This window comes from Leclercia sp. GLN_9, from assembly GCF_043105735.1.
Lineage (GTDB): Bacteria > Pseudomonadota > Gammaproteobacteria > Enterobacterales > Enterobacteriaceae > Enterobacter > Enterobacter adecarboxylatus.
In genome coordinates this window covers 247,686-267,611 of sequence record NZ_JBICLV010000010.1, presented here as the reverse complement: position 1 = coordinate 267,611, position 19,926 = coordinate 247,686, and the positions used below count along the sequence as shown (strand labels likewise).

General features: G+C 56.3%; 18 protein-coding genes and 1 tRNA gene. 6 read left to right on the top strand and 13 right to left on the bottom strand.

Features of this window, described 5'->3' with window-relative positions:
- Nucleotides 1-30: 30 nt before the first annotated feature.
- On the bottom strand, nucleotides 31-2,664 hold the full coding sequence (locus tag ACF8PE_RS06275) for an EAL domain-containing protein (RefSeq protein WP_392494695.1): 2,634 nt from the start codon (nucleotides 2,662-2,664) through the stop codon (nucleotides 31-33).
- A 296-nt stretch (nucleotides 2,665-2,960) separates the two neighbouring features.
- Here ACF8PE_RS06275 and ACF8PE_RS06270 point away from each other — a divergent pair.
- Nucleotides 2,961-3,036 (top strand) — tRNA-Thr (locus tag ACF8PE_RS06270).
- 239 nt (nucleotides 3,037-3,275) lie between these two features.
- Nucleotides 3,276-3,953, top strand: coding sequence for a type A chloramphenicol O-acetyltransferase (catA, locus tag ACF8PE_RS06265; protein ID WP_059308672.1), 678 nt, complete (start codon nucleotides 3,276-3,278; stop codon nucleotides 3,951-3,953).
- Between the two features lie 131 nt (nucleotides 3,954-4,084).
- On the opposite strand, the gene ACF8PE_RS06260 is transcribed toward catA, so the two are convergent.
- The 4 genes from ACF8PE_RS06260 to ACF8PE_RS06245 all read right to left on the bottom strand — a co-directional run bounded on the left by ACF8PE_RS06260 (nucleotide 4,085) and on the right by ACF8PE_RS06245 (nucleotide 7,673).
- Nucleotides 4,085-5,059 carry an alpha/beta hydrolase gene (locus tag ACF8PE_RS06260; protein WP_373880308.1) on the bottom strand — a complete coding sequence of 325 codons (975 nt, stop codon included), beginning with the start codon at nucleotides 5,057-5,059 and terminating at the stop codon, nucleotides 4,085-4,087.
- Between the two features lie 237 nt (nucleotides 5,060-5,296).
- Complete coding sequence (locus ACF8PE_RS06255; RefSeq protein ID WP_200142468.1) at nucleotides 5,297-5,773, bottom strand: DUF1348 family protein; 477 nt, start codon at nucleotides 5,771-5,773, stop codon at nucleotides 5,297-5,299.
- A 623-nt stretch (nucleotides 5,774-6,396) separates the two neighbouring features.
- The gene (locus ACF8PE_RS06250; RefSeq protein WP_032616713.1) at nucleotides 6,397-6,963 is read right to left on the bottom strand and encodes a TetR/AcrR family transcriptional regulator; all 567 of its coding nucleotides are present in this window, start codon (nucleotides 6,961-6,963) and stop codon (nucleotides 6,397-6,399) included.
- Nucleotides 6,964-7,100: 137 nt separating this feature from the next.
- Nucleotides 7,101-7,673, bottom strand: a complete 573-nt coding sequence (locus ACF8PE_RS06245; protein WP_059308669.1) for an ABATE domain-containing protein — start codon at nucleotides 7,671-7,673, stop codon at nucleotides 7,101-7,103.
- Nucleotides 7,674-7,766: 93 nt separating this feature from the next.
- Here ACF8PE_RS06245 and ACF8PE_RS06240 point away from each other — a divergent pair, with 93 nt between their 5' ends.
- Together ACF8PE_RS06240 and ACF8PE_RS06235 are read left to right on the top strand one after the other, a co-directional pair.
- Entirely contained in the window at nucleotides 7,767-8,678 is a 912-nt protein-coding gene (locus tag ACF8PE_RS06240) for an alpha/beta fold hydrolase (RefSeq protein WP_392494694.1), read from the top strand.
- A 22-nt stretch (nucleotides 8,679-8,700) separates the two neighbouring features.
- The gene (locus ACF8PE_RS06235; RefSeq protein ID WP_392494693.1) at nucleotides 8,701-9,222 is read left to right on the top strand and encodes a VOC family protein; all 522 of its coding nucleotides are present in this window, start codon (nucleotides 8,701-8,703) and stop codon (nucleotides 9,220-9,222) included.
- 11 nt (nucleotides 9,223-9,233) lie between these two features.
- Here the strand turns inward: ACF8PE_RS06235 and ACF8PE_RS06230 are convergent, their stop codons facing one another.
- From ACF8PE_RS06230 to ACF8PE_RS06200, 7 genes are all read right to left on the bottom strand, one after another.
- The gene (locus ACF8PE_RS06230; RefSeq protein WP_117385992.1) at nucleotides 9,234-9,803 is read right to left on the bottom strand and encodes an NTP transferase domain-containing protein; all 570 of its coding nucleotides are present in this window, start codon (nucleotides 9,801-9,803) and stop codon (nucleotides 9,234-9,236) included.
- The gene (locus tag ACF8PE_RS06225) at nucleotides 9,797-10,735 is read right to left on the bottom strand and encodes an XdhC family protein (RefSeq protein ID WP_280712961.1); all 939 of its coding nucleotides are present in this window, start codon (nucleotides 10,733-10,735) and stop codon (nucleotides 9,797-9,799) included. Before ACF8PE_RS06225 ends, ACF8PE_RS06230 begins: the two co-directional genes overlap by 7 nt.
- 9 nt (nucleotides 10,736-10,744) lie before the next feature.
- Complete coding sequence (paoC, locus tag ACF8PE_RS06220) at nucleotides 10,745-12,943, bottom strand: aldehyde oxidoreductase molybdenum-binding subunit PaoC (protein ID WP_262658595.1); 2,199 nt, start codon at nucleotides 12,941-12,943, stop codon at nucleotides 10,745-10,747.
- Nucleotides 12,940-13,896: a xanthine dehydrogenase family protein subunit M gene (locus tag ACF8PE_RS06215; RefSeq protein WP_059308666.1), complete on the bottom strand. Its 957-nt coding sequence runs from the start codon at nucleotides 13,894-13,896 to the stop codon at nucleotides 12,940-12,942. Before ACF8PE_RS06215 ends, paoC begins: the two co-directional genes overlap by 4 nt.
- Nucleotides 13,893-14,567: an aldehyde dehydrogenase iron-sulfur subunit PaoA gene (paoA, locus tag ACF8PE_RS06210; protein ID WP_032616724.1), complete on the bottom strand. Its 675-nt coding sequence runs from the start codon at nucleotides 14,565-14,567 to the stop codon at nucleotides 13,893-13,895. Before paoA ends, ACF8PE_RS06215 begins: the two co-directional genes overlap by 4 nt.
- A gap of 213 nt (nucleotides 14,568-14,780) precedes the next feature.
- Nucleotides 14,781-16,247 (bottom strand): UbiD family decarboxylase, encoded by a 1,467-nt coding sequence (locus ACF8PE_RS06205; RefSeq protein ID WP_144883449.1) that lies wholly within the window; start codon nucleotides 16,245-16,247, stop codon nucleotides 14,781-14,783.
- 10 nt (nucleotides 16,248-16,257) lie between these two features.
- The gene (locus ACF8PE_RS06200) at nucleotides 16,258-16,833 is read right to left on the bottom strand and encodes a non-oxidative hydroxyarylic acid decarboxylases subunit B (protein WP_059308663.1); all 576 of its coding nucleotides are present in this window, start codon (nucleotides 16,831-16,833) and stop codon (nucleotides 16,258-16,260) included.
- 96 nt (nucleotides 16,834-16,929) lie between these two features.
- Between ACF8PE_RS06200 and ACF8PE_RS06195 the strand changes: the two genes are divergently transcribed.
- Nucleotides 16,930-17,418 (top strand): MarR family winged helix-turn-helix transcriptional regulator, encoded by a 489-nt coding sequence (locus tag ACF8PE_RS06195; protein WP_059308662.1) that lies wholly within the window; start codon nucleotides 16,930-16,932, stop codon nucleotides 17,416-17,418.
- Nucleotides 17,390-18,418 (top strand): GlxA family transcriptional regulator, encoded by a 1,029-nt coding sequence (locus ACF8PE_RS06190; protein WP_371320503.1) that lies wholly within the window; start codon nucleotides 17,390-17,392, stop codon nucleotides 18,416-18,418. Before ACF8PE_RS06195 ends, ACF8PE_RS06190 begins: the two co-directional genes overlap by 29 nt.
- 30 nt (nucleotides 18,419-18,448) lie before the next feature.
- On the opposite strand, the gene ACF8PE_RS06185 is transcribed toward ACF8PE_RS06190, so the two are convergent.
- A complete protein-coding gene (locus tag ACF8PE_RS06185; protein ID WP_317518972.1) occupies nucleotides 18,449-19,831 on the bottom strand; it encodes an MFS transporter in 1,383 nt (460 codons plus the stop codon).
- Nucleotides 19,832-19,926 lie beyond the last annotated feature (95 nt).

Genomic DNA, 19,926 nt, shown 5'->3' with positions numbered 1-19,926 from the left:
TCCCTACGCGGGCAGCGGCTGCTGCCCGCGCTATCCCTGACTATTCTGTTCATTGCGTCCCTGTGCCGCCGAATCCAGCGCGGATATTTGCTCCTGTAACGCCGTCAGGCTGAGCGGCCTGCTGATAAAATAGCCCTGCGTTTCATCGCACTTCATCATCATCAGCTTCTGGAGCTGCCCTTCGGTCTCCACCCCTTCTGCCGTAATACTCAGCGAAAAGGCTTTGCCCAGGCCGATAATATTTTCAACGATGGTGTTGGCGCTGTCGCTCTCCGGCATGCCGTCGATAAAGGATTTATCCAGCTTAATGCCATCGAACGGGAAATTGCGCAGATAGCTCAGGGAGGAGTAGCCGGTTCCAAAATCGTCCATCAACAGCTTCACGCCAAGTTTCTTCAGCGCCAGCATGATTTCGAGACTGTTTTCCGGGTTCCACAGGGTGGCGTTTTCGGTAATTTCGATCTCCAGTCGGGCCGGATCTAATTGCGAGAGCTGTAGCGCCTCCTTGATGCGATCCACCACCTGCCAGGACTGGAACTCGACCGCAGAGATATTCACCGAAACCGAGAGGCCGTGCAGCGTCTCCTGCGCGTCCCGGCAGGCGGTTTTCAGCACCCAGTCGCTGAGCGGAATAATCAGCCCGGTCTCTTCGGCCAGAGAAATAAACTGATCCGGCATGATCAGGCCAAGCTCAGGGTGATCCCAACGAATTAACGCCTCTACGGCGATGATCCGCGATAAGTCATGACCGTAACGCGGCTGGTAGACCAGATAGAACTGCTCTTTTTTAATCCCGTCGCGCAGGCTCTTTTCCATCTCCCGGCGCTGCACCATCTGCTCGGCCATTTCAGGCATATAGAACACCCATTTATTGCGCCCGGTGCTTTTGGCTTTGTACAGCGCGATGTCCGAGAAGCGCAGGAGTTCGCCCGCGTCGACGGCATCATGCGGTGCCATGGCGATCCCGATGCTGGCGCCGATCACGATCTCATTTCCGTTGATCAGGAACGGGCGCGTCAGCTCGGCAATGATGCGCTCGCACAGGGTATCGATGTACCGCCGGTCATGGATGTCGGAGATCACCAGAATAAACTCGTCTCCGCCCTGGCGCGCCACCAGATCGTAATCGCGGATACAGTGCCGTAGCCTGGCTGAGACCTCATGCAGTACGGCGTCACCGGCACCATGACCAAAGAGATCGTTAACCGGCTTAAACTTATCGAGATCGAGGCTAAGCATTGCCAGCGGATGCTGCTGAGTAGGTTGCGCCTGCAACTTGCCCTCCAGAAACTCGCGCATGCGCACCCGGTTGGGCAGCCCGGTCAGTTCGTCGTGGCGGGAGAGATACTCCACGCGTGCCTGGGCCTCCACCTCCAGCGTGACATCCGTGGCAGTGCCCCGGTAGCCGGTTATCCCCTCCGGTGTGATGACAGGTTTGATCGCAATATGGCAGTAGCGTTGATGTCCCATCGCGGAAAGATAGCGGCAGTGCAGCAGGCGGCGATGCCCTGTCTGCCCGGGGAGGGTAATCCAGTCTGCCAGCGACTGGTTTTCCGCGGACATTAGCTCGCTGAGCGGGCGGCCGATCCAGGACGATATGCTGTACCCGGTAATGCCGGGAAAACGCTCGGAAAGCCAGGTAAAACGCAGCTCCGGGTCGGTCTCCCAGATCCAGTCGGTGGTCGCCTCGGCGACGTCACGAAAACGGCGCTCGCTGGCCGTCAGGGCAAGACGGTTCTGGGCCAGCAGATAGGTATTTTCATCATACATGCGCGCCTTTTTGAGCGCGTTGCGTCCCAGCATTACGCCGGGAATAGCGGTACAAAGCGCCAGCAGGATCAGCAGCGGCAGGATATAGCGCAGCAGCTCCCGCCCCGGATTTTCGCTTTTCCATTCAAAGGTCACTTGCTGGCCGTCAACGGGGAGGGTAGCCACCCCGCGTCGTCCTGCCAGCCTCGGTGAGTTTTTATGCTGCACGCGAGTCTGGGCGATACCGTACTCTTCACCCAGCGCAGTGAGCTTAGGGCTATCCAGCACGTCGACAAAGACCAGCACAGAGGCGGGGCCGGGAGCAACAGGGATGCTTGAGTCGTCACCGGTTGTGATGCGTGCCGCTGCCACCAGCGCCGGATAGCCGCCCTTCATCACCACTGTACTGGATACAGGAATCGCGTCCGGCTTGTTTATTTTTTGAATCAGCTCGGGCAAGGGATCTTCACCCAGCCACGATTGCAGTGAGTCTGTCACCAGCTTGCCGTTAATCACGCTGTAACGGGTCTTCCCGCTGCCGTCGAGCACGAACAGTCCTTCGTACTCAAAATCGCGCCACAGCGTGGCTCCCATGTTCTGCCGGGTATAAGCCCAGTCGGTATCTATTTTGGGATGCAGGTGCTGATAGGCTTCGCCCCACCAGGCATAATCTTTGATGTGGGTTGTGAGGGTATCTACGCGGTTGTGGATCGCTTTTTCCAGCAGCATGGCGCTGTGCTTATCGCTGCTGTCATTGATGTTTCGCACGATGGTCAGCAGCGCGACAATCGCAACAATAAACAGCACTGCCAACAGAGAAAACATCAGCTGCAAAGCACGTTTAATCAAGGTCGCCGTTTGTTTAGGCTCAAGGTCCGTACCGGATATATCATCGCTGACAAAAAGTTTATGCATGATTACCCCATTTTCTCAGGTGTTATTATGTTCCGATCGTTTTTAATATCGGCCTGTTCTGGCGGGGCTTGATGTCAAAATGTAAAACTCAAGATAGCCGATTCTGCAGGCAAACGGGGAAGATAGCCTCTCTTGCGCAGGCAATTAGCCGCAAAATGTGAAGAAAAACAAAAACAACCTTTTTATTTGTGTTGTTTTTGCGCGTATTGATGGAAAAATCAACGACTAAAAGGTGAAGGGTTGACGAGTTGGGTTCTTTTTCTTACCCTTTTACACCGAAGTTCCTCCTCCGGAAAGCCGATATAGCTCAGTTGGTAGAGCAGCGCATTCGTAATGCGAAGGTCGTAGGTTCGACTCCTATTATCGGCACCATTCAAGCATTTCTTCACATTTTCCTGCATCAGCAAAAAATTCATTAGCCATTAATTTGCTCGAGCGCCTTTGATTCTATTAATTATCAAACGGTTAACATTCTCTTTCCTGCCGCAAAAGGTTGCGCTACTCTCACAAAAGCATTCGCTACCAAAATGGTTCGGGACTTGTATGCGTGTTTAATTGATGAAATAGCTCAGGCTACTCTCTGATAGATGATCGCTAATCAAAGGTAAAAAATGAAAACAACCACCCCAGCATATACCGTTGTGGACTTGTCTCGTTGGGCAAGGAAGGAGCATTTTGAGGTATTTCAGTCGTTTGCACAAAGTACGTTTAACCAGACGGTGCAATTAGACATTACGGCGCTGTTAAAGCATATCAAAGCGGTTGGCTGGAAATTTTACCCGACGATGATTTTCCTGATTGCTCACGTCGTAAACAGGCATACGGAATTCCGTATGGCGATGAAGAACAATGAGCTTGTGATATGGGATGAAGTCCATCCAAGCTATACCATCTTCCATAATGAAACGGAGACCTTTTCATCAATATGGAGTCCGTACGACGGCAATATTCAGCACTTCCAGAACGTTTATTCTGAAGACGTGGCACGCCATGGTAATAACCTTGCTTATTGGCCCAAGGGACAGTCGCCAGACAATATATTTTTCGTATCCGCTATTCCCTGGGTGAGTTTTACCAGTTTTGATATCAACGTCGCTCACATGCAGAACTTTTTTTCCCCTATGTTCACTTTTGGGAAATACTACGAGCAAGATGGAAAAGTATTATTGCCTTTCGCCCTGCAGGTGCATCATTCCGTGTGCGATGGTTTCCATGCGGCGAGGTTAATCAATGAGTTACAAGCGATGTGCGATGACATCCAGCACTATTCAGAGGAACTCAGGGGTTGATACTCCATATTGAATGATAAGCCTTCCGGCCACTATCCTGCTGTAAAGGTAAATATCAGTATCAGCAGAGAGTAGCGGCCAAAAAATTACAGAGAATGACCAGCCGGTCAGCCCCGCTGGTCGCTTTACCGTTATTTCAGGTGCTCTTTCAGCTGGTAACCAGCCTGACCAATGGCAGCCCGCACGGCAGGAACGTCACTCAGCGCGTTCAGCAGGCCGTAATCATGAATTAATCCGTTGTAGCGCGTCACCGTCACGTCGACACCCGCGGCATCAAGTTTGCGACCAAAAGCTTCGCCTTCGTCACGCAGCACATCAAGCTCAGCGGTCTGAATCAGGGTAGGTGGCAGGCCCTGCAACTGCGCTGTTGTGGCGCGCAGCGGAGAGGCGAGGATGTTATTTCTATCGCTCTCATTTGGGGTGTAAGCATCCCAGAACCACTTCATCATATTGCGCGACAGGAAATAGCCGTTTTCATACTGATGATAAGAATCGGTATCAAAATTCGCGTCAGTGACAGGCCAGAGCATAACGTCATAGCGGATAGCAGGGGTTTTATGTTGTTTAGCCTGAAGGGCAACGGCCGCAACCATATTACCGCCCACGCTGTTACCAACCAGCGCCAGGCGTTTACCATCAACGCCAATTTCATTTCCGTTTTCGGCTACCCAGCGGGTTGCTGCATAGGCCTGATTAATCGCAACGGGGAAATGCGCTTCCGGGGAGGGCGTGTAATTAACGAAAACGGCTGCCGCGCCAGACGCGTTAACCAGATCGCGAACAAGACGCTCATGTGTCGGGAAATCGCCCAGGATCCAGCCACCGCCATGAAAGAACATAAATACCGGCAGGGTTCCCTGCGCGTTATGCGGCTTCACAATATTCAGTGTGAGATTTTGCCCATCAACAGTAATCGTTTTTACACTGACGTCGGCAGCAGGCAGGGTGGCGCCTTTTTGCGCATCGATCAATACCTGGCGTGCTGCCTGAGGAGACAATTGCTCAATGGGCTTCCCGCCACTCCCGTTCAGCACATTCAGGAATTGTTGAACATGACGTTCTGGGCCAGTTGTATCAGCAAAGCTATTGGCTGAAACGGCAGCCATTGCGACAGACAATAACGCGGATCTGATATTCATGGTGTCACCTTATTCGTAATGCTTATGATTATTTCGCGTGCTTTTTACATAAGCGAACCCTCAGGCTTATCACGACTGGATAAGCCCTGGGCATTATTTGTATTTAAAAATTCTGCCACGCCTGTTGCAGCAGTTTTACCCGTCGAGGAGTAGGGCAAGTGCCCGACCAGGACAGTCGCCGGGCTTAACGGAATAAACCGGACGTTACAGACCCAGCTCTGATAACCCTGGATGGTCATCTGGACGACGCCCCAGCGGCCAGTGGAATTTGCGATCGCTCTCTTTGATAGGCTTATCATTGATACACGCGAAACGGCGTTGCATCAGACCATCTTCCCCGAATTCCCAGTTCTCATTTCCGTAAGAACGGAACCAGTTGCCTGAATCATCGCGCCACTCGTAGGCGTAACGGACCGCAATGCGGTTGCCCCCGAATGCCCACAATTCTTTAATAAGTCGGTACTCAAATTCTTTTTTCCATTTACGTTCAAGGAATCCTTTGGCTTCTTCGCGATTATTCGCAAATTCTGCGCGGTTACGCCATTTGGTATCCAGAGAATAGGCCAGCGAGACTTTTGCAGCGTCACGGCTATTCCAGCCATCTTCAGCAAGCCGTACTTTTTCAATCGCTGACTCAAGTGTAAATGGAGGAAGCGGCGGACGAATTTGTGCATCAGACATGGTAGAGACTCCTGTAAATGTGGACAGTTCGGTTTCATTTGCTTTTCGAGACGTAGACATAAATTCTTCCTCTGTTATTTAACGCCCTGGGTAGCTATGAGAATTCTGTATTCTCAATCATGCCCGATATCACTTTTCAGAGGGTCCGTCTGGTCTATGAATTCATGGTAGAACGATCGTTCTACCTCGTCAAGACGGTGTTTGATAAAATCATTAAAAAAGCAATGCATCCCTTTAAAAAATGGTGTTAACGCGTTCATAAATAATAAGAAATTAATTTTTAGATATTCTTATCTGCTGGTGGTTTGGGATATCTTTCAGAGGAAAATCGTTTAATTTCAATGGGGTACTCAGGGCTCATTGCCTTGCAGGATTTTTTGATATGAGAATAGAGCCAAAGCCGGTTAGGCGAGAAGTCAGAATGAAATAGCGACGGAAAGGAAAGGGGGAAAGGTGAAGCGCGTTTTGCATCGGTATAATCAGATCAACGATAACGTCATATCAGAGGATGAATGTAATATTCTCTTTCGTGGTCTGAAATTAAATAAATGACACCCACGCGTGAACCTCCAGCATAACTGGATAATTCAGTGAGTATTATTTCCCCGGAATACAGGCCTCTTTTACGAGACCTGTTTCAGTAACAGCTGCGCAATATCTTTTGCATCATCGGCGGCGCTGTTATCACCCATAACTCGTGACATGGTGATGGCACCTTCAATTAATAACAGCAGCTGCCTTGCCAGTGATGAGGAGTGCTCAATATTCAGTTGTCCGGTAAGCTCAAGGGCGTAATCCAGGATTTTCTGCTTATGCAGTTTAGCAATCTGGCGAATGGGATCTGCACTGTCACCCACTTCCCCCGCGGTATTGATGAATGCGCACCCGCGGTAGCCCTCCGACTCAAACCAGCCTTTGAGTACGGTAAACATATTCAGGATGCGTTCCTGCGGCGTATCCGCTTTGTCGCACTCGCTCCTGAACCATTCCATCCAGCGCACATCACGTGCGTTCAGGGCTGCAGCCGCCACTTCGTCTTTGTTGGCGAAGTAGCGATAAATACTTTTCCGGGCCACACCTGACGTTCTTACAAGAAGATCCATGCCGGTGGCATGAATACCGTTCTGGTAAATGAGTTGTTCAGCTGTCGCGAGGATTTTTTCGCGTGTATCAGTCGTGTTTTTGTTCATAGGCAAATGGTAGAACGATCGTTCTCTTTGGTCAAGTCCAGGTCAACACTCTTTTAAACCAGAGGGGGTAAGAGGCTGGTACGCTCGCCGGGTGCGGCCAGCCTCAACGCGTTATCGCATGTCACTGAGAATGAGCGCTATGAACCCTTTCTGTTTCGGTAGGCCGCGACTTTCATACGATTACCGCAGGTTGCCATGCTGCACCAGCGGCGGCGATGTGACTTGCTCAAATCCTGGAAAAGTAAAATACAGTTATGTGCTTCACACTCTCTCACGTATTCAAACTTTTCATCAGTGACCAGCTTCACCAGGGCATCCGCAATGGGCCAGAGCAGGCCTGCGGAGCTTAGCGTGTTTGAACAGACATCAACCCGATATCGCCGCGTATCTTCGTCCCATTGCAGTCCAGTCTCAGGACGCCCTGCTTGCAGTATCTGGTTAATCACCGTCAGGTTAGCTGCCTCGGATTTCATCGCGGCATGCACCAGGGTTCTGGCAGCATCGCGCAGCTGACGGGCTTCAGTTAGTAAGTCATCCGGTGCCTCAGTGCCTTTCGGCACAACACCCGCCGTTTCCAGCCAGTCGATGACGCTGAGATTGTCGGTAAAACAATCATGCCGCTCATCACCCGTCCCGTATTCACTGTTAATAAAATCCAGTGCGAGATTATCGGCGAGGAAGAGAGGCTGAGAAGGTTGTTTGAATTCCATACCTGTCCGTAACTCATAAAATCATTTTGACAGGTTACCAAATTTGCGTGTAACCTTCAAATACACACTTTAATGGTTACAAAGAGGTTTGCCATGACGTCTTCCACAACCGATAACGCCTCCGTCTCGCCAGTTACCGCGATCCATTACCGTTATCAACAAGCAGGCGACGTGAACGTTTTTTACCGCGAAGCGGGGGATCCGGCATCGCCTGTATTACTGCTGCTTCATGGCTTCGCGGGTTCATCATTTATGTTTCGTGACCTGATCCCCCAGCTGGCCGATCGTTATCATGTGATCGCCCCGGATTTGCCCGCCTTTGGTTTCACTGAGGCGCCCGCGCGAGGGGAGTATGCTTATACTTTTGCCCACCTTGCTGAAACCATTGGCCGGTTTACCGAAGAGCTTCATCTCAACCGCTATGCGCTGTTGGTCCACGATTACGGCGCGCCTGTCGGATGGCGACTGGCGTTAGCGCATCCGCAGCGGGTAACAGCCCTTATTTCCCAGAACGGCAATGCCTACGAAGAGGGGCTGGGAGAGGCCTGGGCACCTATTCAGCAATACTGGCGTGATCCCACTGTGGAAAACCGCCATGCGCTGAGTGAATTTCCGACGCCAGCGGCTATCAAATGGCAATATCTGGAAGGCGTTTCCGATCAGAGTCTGATTTCACCTGACGGCTATTCGCTCGAAGGGATGCAGGTATTACGGCCTGGTAATGCGGAAATCCAGTTAGACCTGCTGCTGGATTACGCCTCGAACGTAGAGATGTACCCGCAGTATCAAGGCTATTTTCGCCAGTATCAGCCACCGCTATTAGCCGTATGGGGAAAAAACGATCCCTTTTTCATGCCGGCGGGCGCAGAAGCCTGGAAACGTGATTTGCCTGACACTGAAATACGCTTTTATGACACGGGCCACTTCGCCCTTGAAACGCATGCTAAAGAGATAGGTACCGCCGTGCGTGACTTCCTCGACCGGCATGTCCGCCAGTTTGATTAGCGTCTATCCGGTGAGACCAGCCATGTCAGCATGTGATTGCCATGGCTGCGCGTTCCGCATTGAAAGCCAGACTGTTCCACAAGCGCATGTATCCCTGGGCGGTGCACAGGCTGGCGAAAGCAATGTTCTGAAGGAGAATAAAATGATGGCAGTGACAACGGGCGTACAACATATTGGCCTGGCCGTATCAAAACTTGAAGAAAGCGCGGCGTTCTTCACCAGAATATTGGGCTGGGAGGAAGTGAAACGCCGTGAAGATTATCCCGCCATCTTCGTCAGAGATAATGCCCTGACGATTACGCTCTGGAAAACGCAAACCGACGACCCCGTGGAATTTAATCGTAAAACGAACGTTGGACTCCATCACTTGGCTTTACGGGTCGAAAATAAAGCGGATCTGTTCCAGCTTCTTGAGGTATTAAAGGCGAATCAGATCGAAATTGAATTCGAGCCAACCGTGATAAGAGAAGGGCCGTCAATGCACATGATGTGTTACGACCCCAGCGGTATAAGAATTGAATTCTACTACCCTGGGCAGGGCTGATTTAAACAGTCTCAGTCAGGCACAACGGCGTTGGCGCACCGTGTTTTTTGCGCCGCCCGTAGATCCTCCAGCGTATCGATATCAAATATAACGCCAGCGTCATCCAGCGAAAGATCCAGCACATCCCCCTGACTGCGCGCACGCATCACTATTTCCCGCGCCCCCGTATCACCCGCCAGACCCTGCAACGCCTCGCGGTATTCCCGACGAAACCCCACCGGGTGCCCCGCCTGTTGCTGGTGGTGAGGGACCACAATCCCGTAATTCATCAGTTCTTCAGCAACGCGCTGCAACGTCCGGGGCTGAATTAAAGGCAGGTCGGCGGGCAGGATTAACCATCCCGACGCCAGGTCCGTGGCCTGGACACCCAGTGAAATCGACGCGCCCATGCCCGGCGTTCCGCCTTCAGGCCTGACGAGATGCCACGGCAGGTTGGCGGCTTCAACCGCCTGAATCACGTGCGTCAGGACAGATTGCCCGGCCAACACCGCCTCAAGCTTATGCGTTTTGCCCCCCGAGGCGAGAAACCGCTCGCCGCGTCCGGCGGCGAGAATAATCACAACCGGCGAGGACATTAGCATTCGTCCTGACGCAGGCGTGCGGCAGCCACGTCTGCCAGAACAGACAGCGCCAGGGTGCGTGCGTCCCGGGCTTTCGGGAAGATACCGATCGGCGCTTTAATGCGCGCAATCTCGTCATCCCGCCAGCCCAGCTCAATGAGCTTTTGTCTGCGCTGGCTATGGGTACGCTGGCTGCCCAGCGCGCCGATGTAAAACGGGGTCGCGTCGCGTGCGGCCTGCAGGACGGGAAGTTCCCGGTGAAGATCGTGCCACAGCAGGATCACCGCCGTGTCAGCATCAATGAGGGAACCCGGGTCACCCGAGCAGGGGTCGAAGGGACAAACGTCATACCCTGCCGCTGCCGCGAGTTCAGCCGTCGCCTGCGCTTCGATGGAATTTCCGTGGATCAGCAACCGCACGCAGGGCTGGAAACCTATCTCAATACCCTGATTATGCCAGCCGCTGAGCGTTGGCTCGGACAAGCAGGTGAGTGTCTGCGTCTGCGGGGTGTAGCGCAACCCGGCGGGCTGGCGCTGCGCCAGGCGGTTCAGTACCGCCAGCAGCGGCTGCGCCGAGCGCAGCTTATGAATCGCCAGCGTGATGCCCCCGCCGCAGGGCAGGACAATGTCAAACCAGGGCGAACCCTGGCCATAACGCACCTCGCGATCCTGGCCGGACGCGATCACCTCCAGCGCCTCAAATGCCGCTGCCGCTTCGACGCAGCCCCCGGAGACGAAGCCACAGTACTGGCCATCCTCGCGAACCACCATCTGCGCCCCCAACGAGCGTGCCGCGCCGCCGCGTATCTCCGTCAGCATCACCAGCGCCGCCTCTTTGCCGGCCATCAGCGCCTCAACCGCGAAGCGCAGGATCTCCCGGCTGTCGTCAGTCAGAAACGCCTGTTCCGGCGTCTGGCGCAGATCGTCTGCCAGATTAAAAAGCGAGTGGGGCATGGTTCCTCCTTAAACGGCGTCCGGCAGGCCGCTGAGCAATTTATCCAGGGTGACAGGATAGTCACGCACTCTTACCCCCGTCGCGTTATACACCGCATTGGCAATGGCAGCACCCACGCCGCACAGGCCAAGCTCGCCCACGCCTTTGGCTTTCATCGGGGAGGAGATGGGGTCAGTATCATCCAGGAAAATCACTTTCTGCTCGGGAATATCGGCATGGACCGGTACTTCATACGCGGCCATGTCGTGGTTGACGAAGTAGCCCAGCCGGGTATCCACCGCCAGCTCTTCCATCAGCGCCGCGCCCAGCCCCATGGTCATCGCGCCAATCACCTGGCTGCGCGCCGTTTTTGGGTTAAGGATACGCCCGGCCGCGCATACCGCGAGCATGCGACGCACCCGCACCTCGCCGGTCGCGCTATCCACGCCCACTTCGATAAAATGTCCGGCAAAGGTGGACTGCTGATACTGCTTATCCAGATCGCCGAATTCGATACCGTCTTCAGCGGTCAGGGTGCCGTTGGCCGCGGCCTCGGTAATGTCTGCGCTGCGGGTATCACTGCTGATTTTCCCGTCGCTAAATTGCGCCTGGTGCGGGTCAAAACCGAGCCTCGTGGCAATGGTTTCACGCAACTTCACGCAGGCGGCGTAGACTCCCGAGGTGGAGGTGTTCGCCCCCCATTGCCCGCCTGAGCCGGCCGATACCGGGAAGCTTGAGTCACCCAGATTAACCGTCACCTTTTCCAGCGGCACGCCCAGCATTTCTGCCGCCGTCTGGGCAATGATGGTATAGCTCCCGGTCCCGATGTCGGTCATGTCGGTCTCTACCGTCACGTTTCCGGCGGCATCCAGATGCACACGGGCGGCAGATTTTTCCAGCAGGTTATTGCGAAAACCGGCCGCCATGCCCATGCCCACCAGCCAACGACCGTCGCGAACCTGGCCCGGCGTCGCGTTACGCGCTTTCCAGCCGAACGCGTCGGCACCGGTACGCAGGCACTCAATCAGCTGACGGCGTGAAAAAGGCCGGCTGGGATCGGCCGGATCAACCTGGGTGTCATTGAGGATGCGAAATTCAACCGGATCGATACCCGCTTTTTCGGCCAGCTCATCAATGGCGATTTCCAGCGCCATCAAACCCGGCGCTTCGCCAGGGGCACGCATGGCATTGCCCTCCGGCAGATCCAGTTTTGCCAGCCGCAGTCCGGTATGGCGATTCGCCCCCGCGTAGAGCAGTTCAGTCTGCTGAACTGCGGTCTCCGGGGTGCCGCCGGGAAGATTGCCCGACCAGCTATCATGCGCGATGGCCGTGATTTTCCCGGCGGTATCCGTCCCGATGCGAATATGCTGAATAGTGGCCGGGCGGTGAGTGGTGTTATTCGGAATAGTGGGCCGAGAAAGCATCACTTTCACCGGGCGCTTTATGGCGCGGGCGGCCAGCGCGGCCAGCAGGGCATCGCTTCGCAGGAACAACTTGCCGCCAAAGCCGCCGCCGATATACGGGGCGATGACGCGCACATTCTCCTCCGGGATCTTGAGGGTCTCTGCGAGGTCGGTACGGCACCAGGCAACCATCTGGTTAGAGGTCCAGAGGGTCACCTTATCGCCCTCCCAGGCCGCCATCGAGGCATGCGGCTCCATCGCCATATGGCTCTGGTCAGGCGTGGTGTAGATCGCATCCAGCTTCACCGCGGCGGCGGAAAAGGCGGCGTCAAAATCCCCGGTGTTTTTATCGGGTGTATCCTCAGGCGGCTGGCTGACGGCGGGTTTTTCATCTGCCAGCGAGTAAGATCCTTTTTCACGCCGCCAGGTCACCTGCACCAGCGCCGCCGCCGCCCGGGCCTGCTCAAACGTCTCTGCCACTACCAGCGCAACGGCCTGATGGTAGTGCTCAATCTTCGGGCCGCCCAGCAGGGTGGCCGCGTTTCGCTCGCCTTTGCCGAGTTCGCCCGCGCTACTGGCGGTGATCACCGTTAACACCCCCGGCGCGTTTTTCGCGGCCTGCGTGTCGATGGCGGCGATCTCGCCTTTGGCAATTGCCGACCCCACAACATAGCCATACGCCGCATTGGGCGCGATATCATGCCATTCGTAGGCGTAGTGCGCCGTGCCGGTGGTTTTTAAGGCACCGTCGATACGGTCGCGGGGCTGACCGACCACCTTCAAGCGATCGATCGGGTTTTCACCTGCCGGTTTATCGAATTTCATACCTTAGCCCTCGCTTCTGTCAGCACGGAGGCAAGCGTTCGCTTCGCCAGGGTTAATTTGAACGTGTTTTCAGGCGTCGGGTGAGCCTCCGCAAACAACGCATCGTAGACGGCCTGCGCGCCCTGGGGCAGCTGCGCATCGGCCTGGGCAATCCGCCAGGGTTTATGAGCCACGCCGCCCAGCGCGACACGCCCACTGCCATCTGGCTGGACAATCGCCGCGACCGAGACCAGCGCAAAGGCGTAGGAGGCGCGATCGCGGACTTTACGGTAGATGTGCTGCCCACCCACGGGCGGCGGCAGGGTGACGGCGGTAATCAGTTCACCTGGCGTCAGGACAGTTTCGATATGGGGCGTTTTCCCTGGGGCGCGATAAAAGTCGGCGAGGGGGATGTTCCGCGCTTTGCCGTCGGCAGAAACGGTTTCCACTACTGCATCCAGCAGACGCATCGCGACAGGCATATCGCCCGGATGCGTAGCAATACAGGCCTCGCTGCCGCCCACCACCGCATGCTGACGGCTAAACCCCTCAAGCGCCGCGCAGCCGCTGCCGGGAAGACGTTTATTGCAGGGCTGATTGGTATCGTAAAAATAGGGGCAGCGGGTACGCTGAAGAAGATTACCAGCCGTGGTGGCCTGGTTGCGTAACTGACCGGACGCCCCTGCCAGTAGCGCTCTGGACAGCACGGCATAGTCACGGCGCACACGTTCATCTGCGGCTAAATCGGTATTGCGCACCAGGGCGCCGATCCGCAGACCGCCCTCGTCGGTGGCAGCAATCTGGTCGAGGCCCAGACCGTTCACGTCGATCAGATGGGTGGGCGTCTCAATTTCCAGCTTCATCAGATCGAGCAGATTCGTTCCCCCGGCGATAAATTTTGCGCCGTGTTTATCCCTGGCGCTGGCCGCGGCCTCGGCCGGGGTTTTTACCCGTTCGTAAGTAAAGGCTTTCATGATTTAAGCTCCCCTGCGGCGTCTTCGATGGCGGCCAGAATGTTGGCGTACGCGCCGCAACGACAGATGTTGCCGCTCATGCGTTCGCGGATCTCATCCGCCGTCTTTTCCGGGGGGGAGACCAGATCAAGCGTAACGTGGCTGGGGATGCCCGCTTCAATCTCTTTCAGTACCGCGACGGAGGAGCAGATTTGCCCTGAGGTACAGTAGCCGCACTGGAAACCATCATGTTTGATAAATGCCGCCTGCATGGGATGCAGATTGTCAGGCGTACCCAGTCCTTCGATGGTGGTGATTTCGGCATCCTGATGCATGATTGCCAGCGTCAGGCAGGCGTTGAGCCTGCGGCCATTCACCAGCACGGTACAGGCGCCGCACTGCCCGTGATCGCAGCCTTTTTTCGTGCCGGTAAGCTGCAAGTTTTCCCGCAGTGCATCCAGCAGGGTGGTACGCGTATCCACCTCGAGTTGCTGACTTTTGCCGTTGACGCGCAGCGTCAGGGGCATCATCTCGGGCGGGGGGGTGACAGCAGGCTCGCCCTCAGCCAGTGCGCCACAAGGATAAACAGCAGCGGTTGCCGCCGCCGCTGCGCTGACTTTTATCAGATCCCGTCGGGACAGACTGAAGTCGGGTGACTGACCGTCTTCAGGAAATTCGCCTTGGTTGCTCATGCCAGGCCTCCGGTATTTAAAGGGGAAATAAAAAGGAAAGAGGGTGCGACTGTGTCGTCTGATTTTTAAACATTAAGCATAGACGGCGATGCGGGCGGGATTATTCTTAAATCGAGGATGCGGTTATGAGAGGGTTTAATAAGTGTGCGATGGGGAAGGAGGGCCAGCTGGAAATGCCTGCCTGTTTTTTCAAACAGACAGGCAGAGTGTGGCTTAGCGATCCGTCGGCCAGTTATCCAGTACCCGCTGGCGCACCTCTTCTGGATACCCCTGCTCAAACGAGGCATGCAGATGGCGGGTGGTTTGCAGCGTATCAAACACCACTTTCGCCCCACGACCGGCCACATACTCCTCCTCTTCATAACACTGTGGCAGGCGGATCACGCGCTGATCGTCAAACACCGCGCGGCGACTAACCGGGTGCACGCGGGTTGAGAGCACCCACACCACTTCGCGCAGGTTGGTTGGGTCAAAATCATCGTCCACCACGTAGACCTTCGGAATAAACACCATCGCGTCGGTCTTAAACAGCACTTCGCCGATGCGTTGGGCCAGTGCTTCGCTGGTGACGCCCGGCAGCAACTCGCGCCAGTTTTGCGGCACCACCACCAGCAGCCAGTGGACGGTAGAATCTTCCGGGATCCAGGCGGTGACAATCGGCAGTTCCGCTTCACGCAGAGAGGTCAGGGCATCTGCGGCCAGCCCCATCGCCCACAGGGTGTGCGACTCGTCGGTCGGGCGGCCCGTAATCGACATCGGCCAGATCGGATCGTCACGATGGGTAATCGTCTCGACGTGGAAGGTCGGTTGGGCGGAGGAGCCTTCGCCCAGATAACCGCCATACTCGCCGTATGGCCCTTCCTGGCAATCACGGTTAATGGAGACATGCCCCTCAATCACGATTTCGGCGGTGGCAGGCACGTCCAGATCGATACTGATTGCTTTGACCACCGGCACCGGCTCGCCCGCCAGGGTACCAATGTAATCCGCCTCATCGGCGTGGGCCGGAATTGGGATGCCGGACACACAGGAGATCGCCGGCGCCGGGCCTTGCACCAGTGCATAAGGCATCGGCTGGCCGAGTTTTACCCACTCCGTCCAGATCTGGCCGATATGCTGGCTCGGGACAATCAGCCCCACCATCCGCTTGCCATCGACCTTCATCACGCGGGCAATAGACCAGTTCACCCATTTGCCGTCCGGCGTCTTCACGATCAGCGTGCCCCAGGTATTGGCGTAGCGACCGCCGTCCTTGTCGTGGGCAAAGGGGATTGGGAAGCGGTCGAGGTTCGCATCTTCACCGCGCAAAATGTTCTGATGGCACAGGGCGTCAGAAGAGGCCACCCGCACCGGGGGAATGCCGGGCTTATGGCGCGCCGCCGACAGCGCTTCGACGATCTGCGGCCCGGTGCAGTCCGGGGCCAGGCCGAGCGACATCGCCACGCGGGCATAGGGCATATCCTGTCGGGATGAGAGGCTGGCAGGCGCGCCGAAAAGACGGAAACCGGGTGCCACGCCTGCCACGTTGTGGAACAGCGGGGCAGGGGACTGGATCTCATAGCTGCGGCGGGTAATGGCACTTGGCTCAAAATCACCGTCCACTTCGCGGGTCACGTGCATGATGTCGCCCATGGCGTCGAGGGCATCGATATAACTGCGTAAATCACCGTAATAGGTCATCAGGCTCTCCTTAAGCCGTGGGAGCGGAGTGAGGTTCACCCCAGCGTTTTGTTAAAGCGTTATCCAGGCCGAACTGATCCAGAATGCGCGACACAAAATGATTGATGATGTCGTCAGTGCTGGTGGGGTTGTTATAGAAGGCGGGCATTGGCGGCAGCATCATGGCACCGGCGCGGGTCAGGGCGAGCATGTTCTCAAGGTGAATGGCGTTGAGCGGCGATTCGCGGGGAACCAGCACCAGCTTGCGCTGCTCTTTCAGCGTCACGTCGGCGGCGCGGGCAATCAGGCCATCGGCGTAGCCGCAGCGGATAGCGGCCAGGGTCTTCATGCTGCACGGCACCACAATCATGCCGTCAACGCGAAAGGAGCCACTGGAGATGGCTGCAGCCTGATCGTGCTCGCTGTAAGTCTTCGAGGCGAGAGCGATAACCTCCTGTACACTGTAGGGCGTTTCCAGTTGAATGGTGGCGCGCGCCCATTTGGAAATGATCAGATGCGTTTCGACGTCCAGATCTTTCAGCGCGGCCAGTAAACGAACGCCAATTGCAGCGCCAGTAGCGCCAGTCATGCCTACAACAAGCTTCATGCGGGTTCTCTGAATGTATTCTTTCATATATAGTTTGAGTTCAAACTGTTTGTGCTCGAACTATATGTTTGTCGTTTTCAGGAGTCAAGAGAGTCGATGGCAGAAAATCGCGACTTAATCCTTGCCGCGCCCCTGTGGCCGCATGGCGATTGTTCATTAATGCACCTGATGCGCCGCGCAGGGCAGCACTCCACCACCTGCTGGAGCCAGTGCGTCGATACCGGGTTATCAGCCGTGCAATACGCCATACTGGTTGTACTGGCGGAAGAAACGCGCTGCGACCAGCAAACGCTGGGGAACCGCGCCGGGTTTGATAAAGCCACCGGCACCTACGTTATCGATCGGATGAGCAAGAGCGGGTTACTGACGGTGCAGACCGATCCCGCTAACCGCCGCCGCAAGCTGGTCTCCATGACGGCAGAGGGCGAAGCGATGCTGGTGCAGATGATTGAGCAGGCCAAAAGCGCCGAGAAGATGATTACCGCCGGTCTGAATACCCAGGATATCGCCGACCTGAAGCGTCTGCTGAGTAAGCTGGGGGGATTGCAGGAGCCTGATGACCATGCCTCCAACGAAACTGTCTGACAGCCACAGTGAGCCGAAGCCTGACCTGACGATCGGCTTTCTGCTGATGAAGCACTTTACGCTGGCCTCGGTGGCGGGGCTGGTAGAGTCTCTGCGCTTTGCGGCAGACGAGTCCTTCTCCAGCCGGCAGATCTTTTGCCGCTGGGAGTGGATGACCTGCGATGACCAGCCCATCACCGCCAGCTGTGGCCTGCCGGTATCGCCCACCGCGCCGCTCGATTTCGCCCGGGACTGGGATTACTTCGTGGTGGCGGGCGGGCTACTGGAAGAGACCCGCCAGCCGCCGGAGTGGCTATTGCAGGCCTTGCGGGATCTGCACGCCCGCAATATTCCCATCATCACCCTGTGTAGCGGGGCTTTTGTCGCCGGTAACGCCGGGCTACTGGACGGTCGCCACTGCGCGATCCACTTCACCACCCGCGACGAGTTCCGGCTGCGTTTCCCGAAAGCCATTCCGGTAATCGATAAAACCTACATCAAAGACGGCGGGATCATCTCCTGCCCTGGCGGTACGGCGATTGACCTGGCGGCCGATCTGATCCGCCAGCACTGCGGGTTGGTGCGCTCGCAAAAGGTGCTGAAATATCTGCTGGTGGATGAGGTGCCAACGCCGAAAGCGAAGCATAAAACGCCCCTCAGCGAACCCGATGTCTACGAGAACCCGCTGGTGACGAAGGTGATTGAGTTTATGAAGCACCATCTCGATTCGCCGGTACCGCTGGCGGAGGTTGCTGACTTTGCCGGGGTGACGTTCCGCCAGCTTAACCTGATCTTTACCCAGTGTACTGGCCACTCGGCGGCGGTCTACTGGCGGCGGATGCGCCTTGAGCAGGCGCGCAAGCTGATGGCCGACTCCAGCAACAGCATTAACGCCATTGCCACTGCCACCGGCTTCGCCGACGCCTCGCACCTGATCGCCTGGTTCCGTAAACAGTACGGTGAAACGCCCAGTTCGTTCAGAAAGCGGCGCAGGGAAGTGGAAAAACGGGTGAAAGAGTAAAGGGCCGCGATGCGGCCCTTTTTATCCAGGTTACAGTAGATGACGCTTCGCCATTGGTCCCGGCATACTCGCTTTTTGTGACGGGGTGTCATCCAGCGAGGCTGCATCGGCAAGGCTGCGGGCGTTGGTTTCCGGTGCCAGCCACCAGGAGACGGCCAGGCCCACAAAGGTGATTGCCGCGGCGATATACATGGTGGTGCCGATCCCCAGGCTCTGCAATGAGACGGGCACCAGCCAGGTACCGACGGCAGCCCCAATACGCGACAGCGACGTTCCCACACCCACGGCACAGGCGCGGATTTCCGTCGGGAAAATCTCATTCGGGTAGACCAGCTGGAGTACCTGCGCCCCGCCGATAAACAGTGCATAAGCACCAAACATCAGCAGAATGATCATCGATGGCCCGTCACGCAGCAGACCGAGCAGCAGCAGCGCCAGCCCCGACCAGAGGAAACTTTGCAGCAGCAGCTTGCGGCGTCCCAGGGTATTCACCAGGCGCGTAGCGATAATGCAGCCGACCACGAACAGCAGGGTGATGGCTACCGAACCGTACGACGCCCACTTCCCGCTCAGGTGCAGCGCATCCAGCACTTTCGGGGCAAAGGCATATACCGCGAAGACCGGGATCACCGAGCAGGTCCAGAAGATGGTCACGAACGCCATGCGTTTGCCATAACCCGAGTGCAGCAGGTTGGAGAAGGAGAGGTTTTTGCTTTCCGCCTGCTCCGGCAGATTGTCCAGGCCAAAGTCCGGGCCATACACCCGGCGAATGATCGCTTCGGCTTCGGCGTGACGGCCTTTGCTCATCAGCCAGCGCGGGGATTCCGGGGTGCCCATACGCACCAGGAACAGCAGCGCGCCGATCACTGCGGTGCTGGCCAGCGTCAGACGCCAGGCATCCGGGCCGCCAAAGTGCAGCAGCGCTTCACCGATCATATAGGCCGCGGCGGCACCGGCAAACCACAGGATGGTGAGGGTGGCCAGGCAAGGACCGCGGTTTTTCTTCGGCAGAAACTCCACCAGGAAGGCGGTCGCCACCGGGTACTCAATGCCCACCGCCACGCCGTTTAAAAAGCGCAGGGCAAACAGCATCTCGCCGCTCTGCACCCAGTACTGCGCCACGGAGCAGATCACAAACAGCGTCGGGCCAACGAAATAGAGCATCCGTCTGCCCAGCCGGTCGGTGAGGGCACCGCCGATAAAGCCGCCAAAGAAGATGCCGATCAGCGCAGAGGCAGCAATCAGCCCCTCCCAGAAGGCGGTTAACCCCAGCGCCGGAGAGACCTTCATCATGGCGATGCCGATAATGCTCAGTACATAGCCATCGACGAAGGAGCCGCCACCGGAGCGAATGGTCAGCAGGCGGTGAAAGCGGTTAAGTGGTACGTCTTCAACAGAAACGGTATTTGACATGGTAACTCCTGTCTTTCTCCGGCATCGTTAAATTAATGGCTTACGGGCAGGCGGTAATAAACATAAATAGCGATGGATGTTTATTAAAGCCGAGC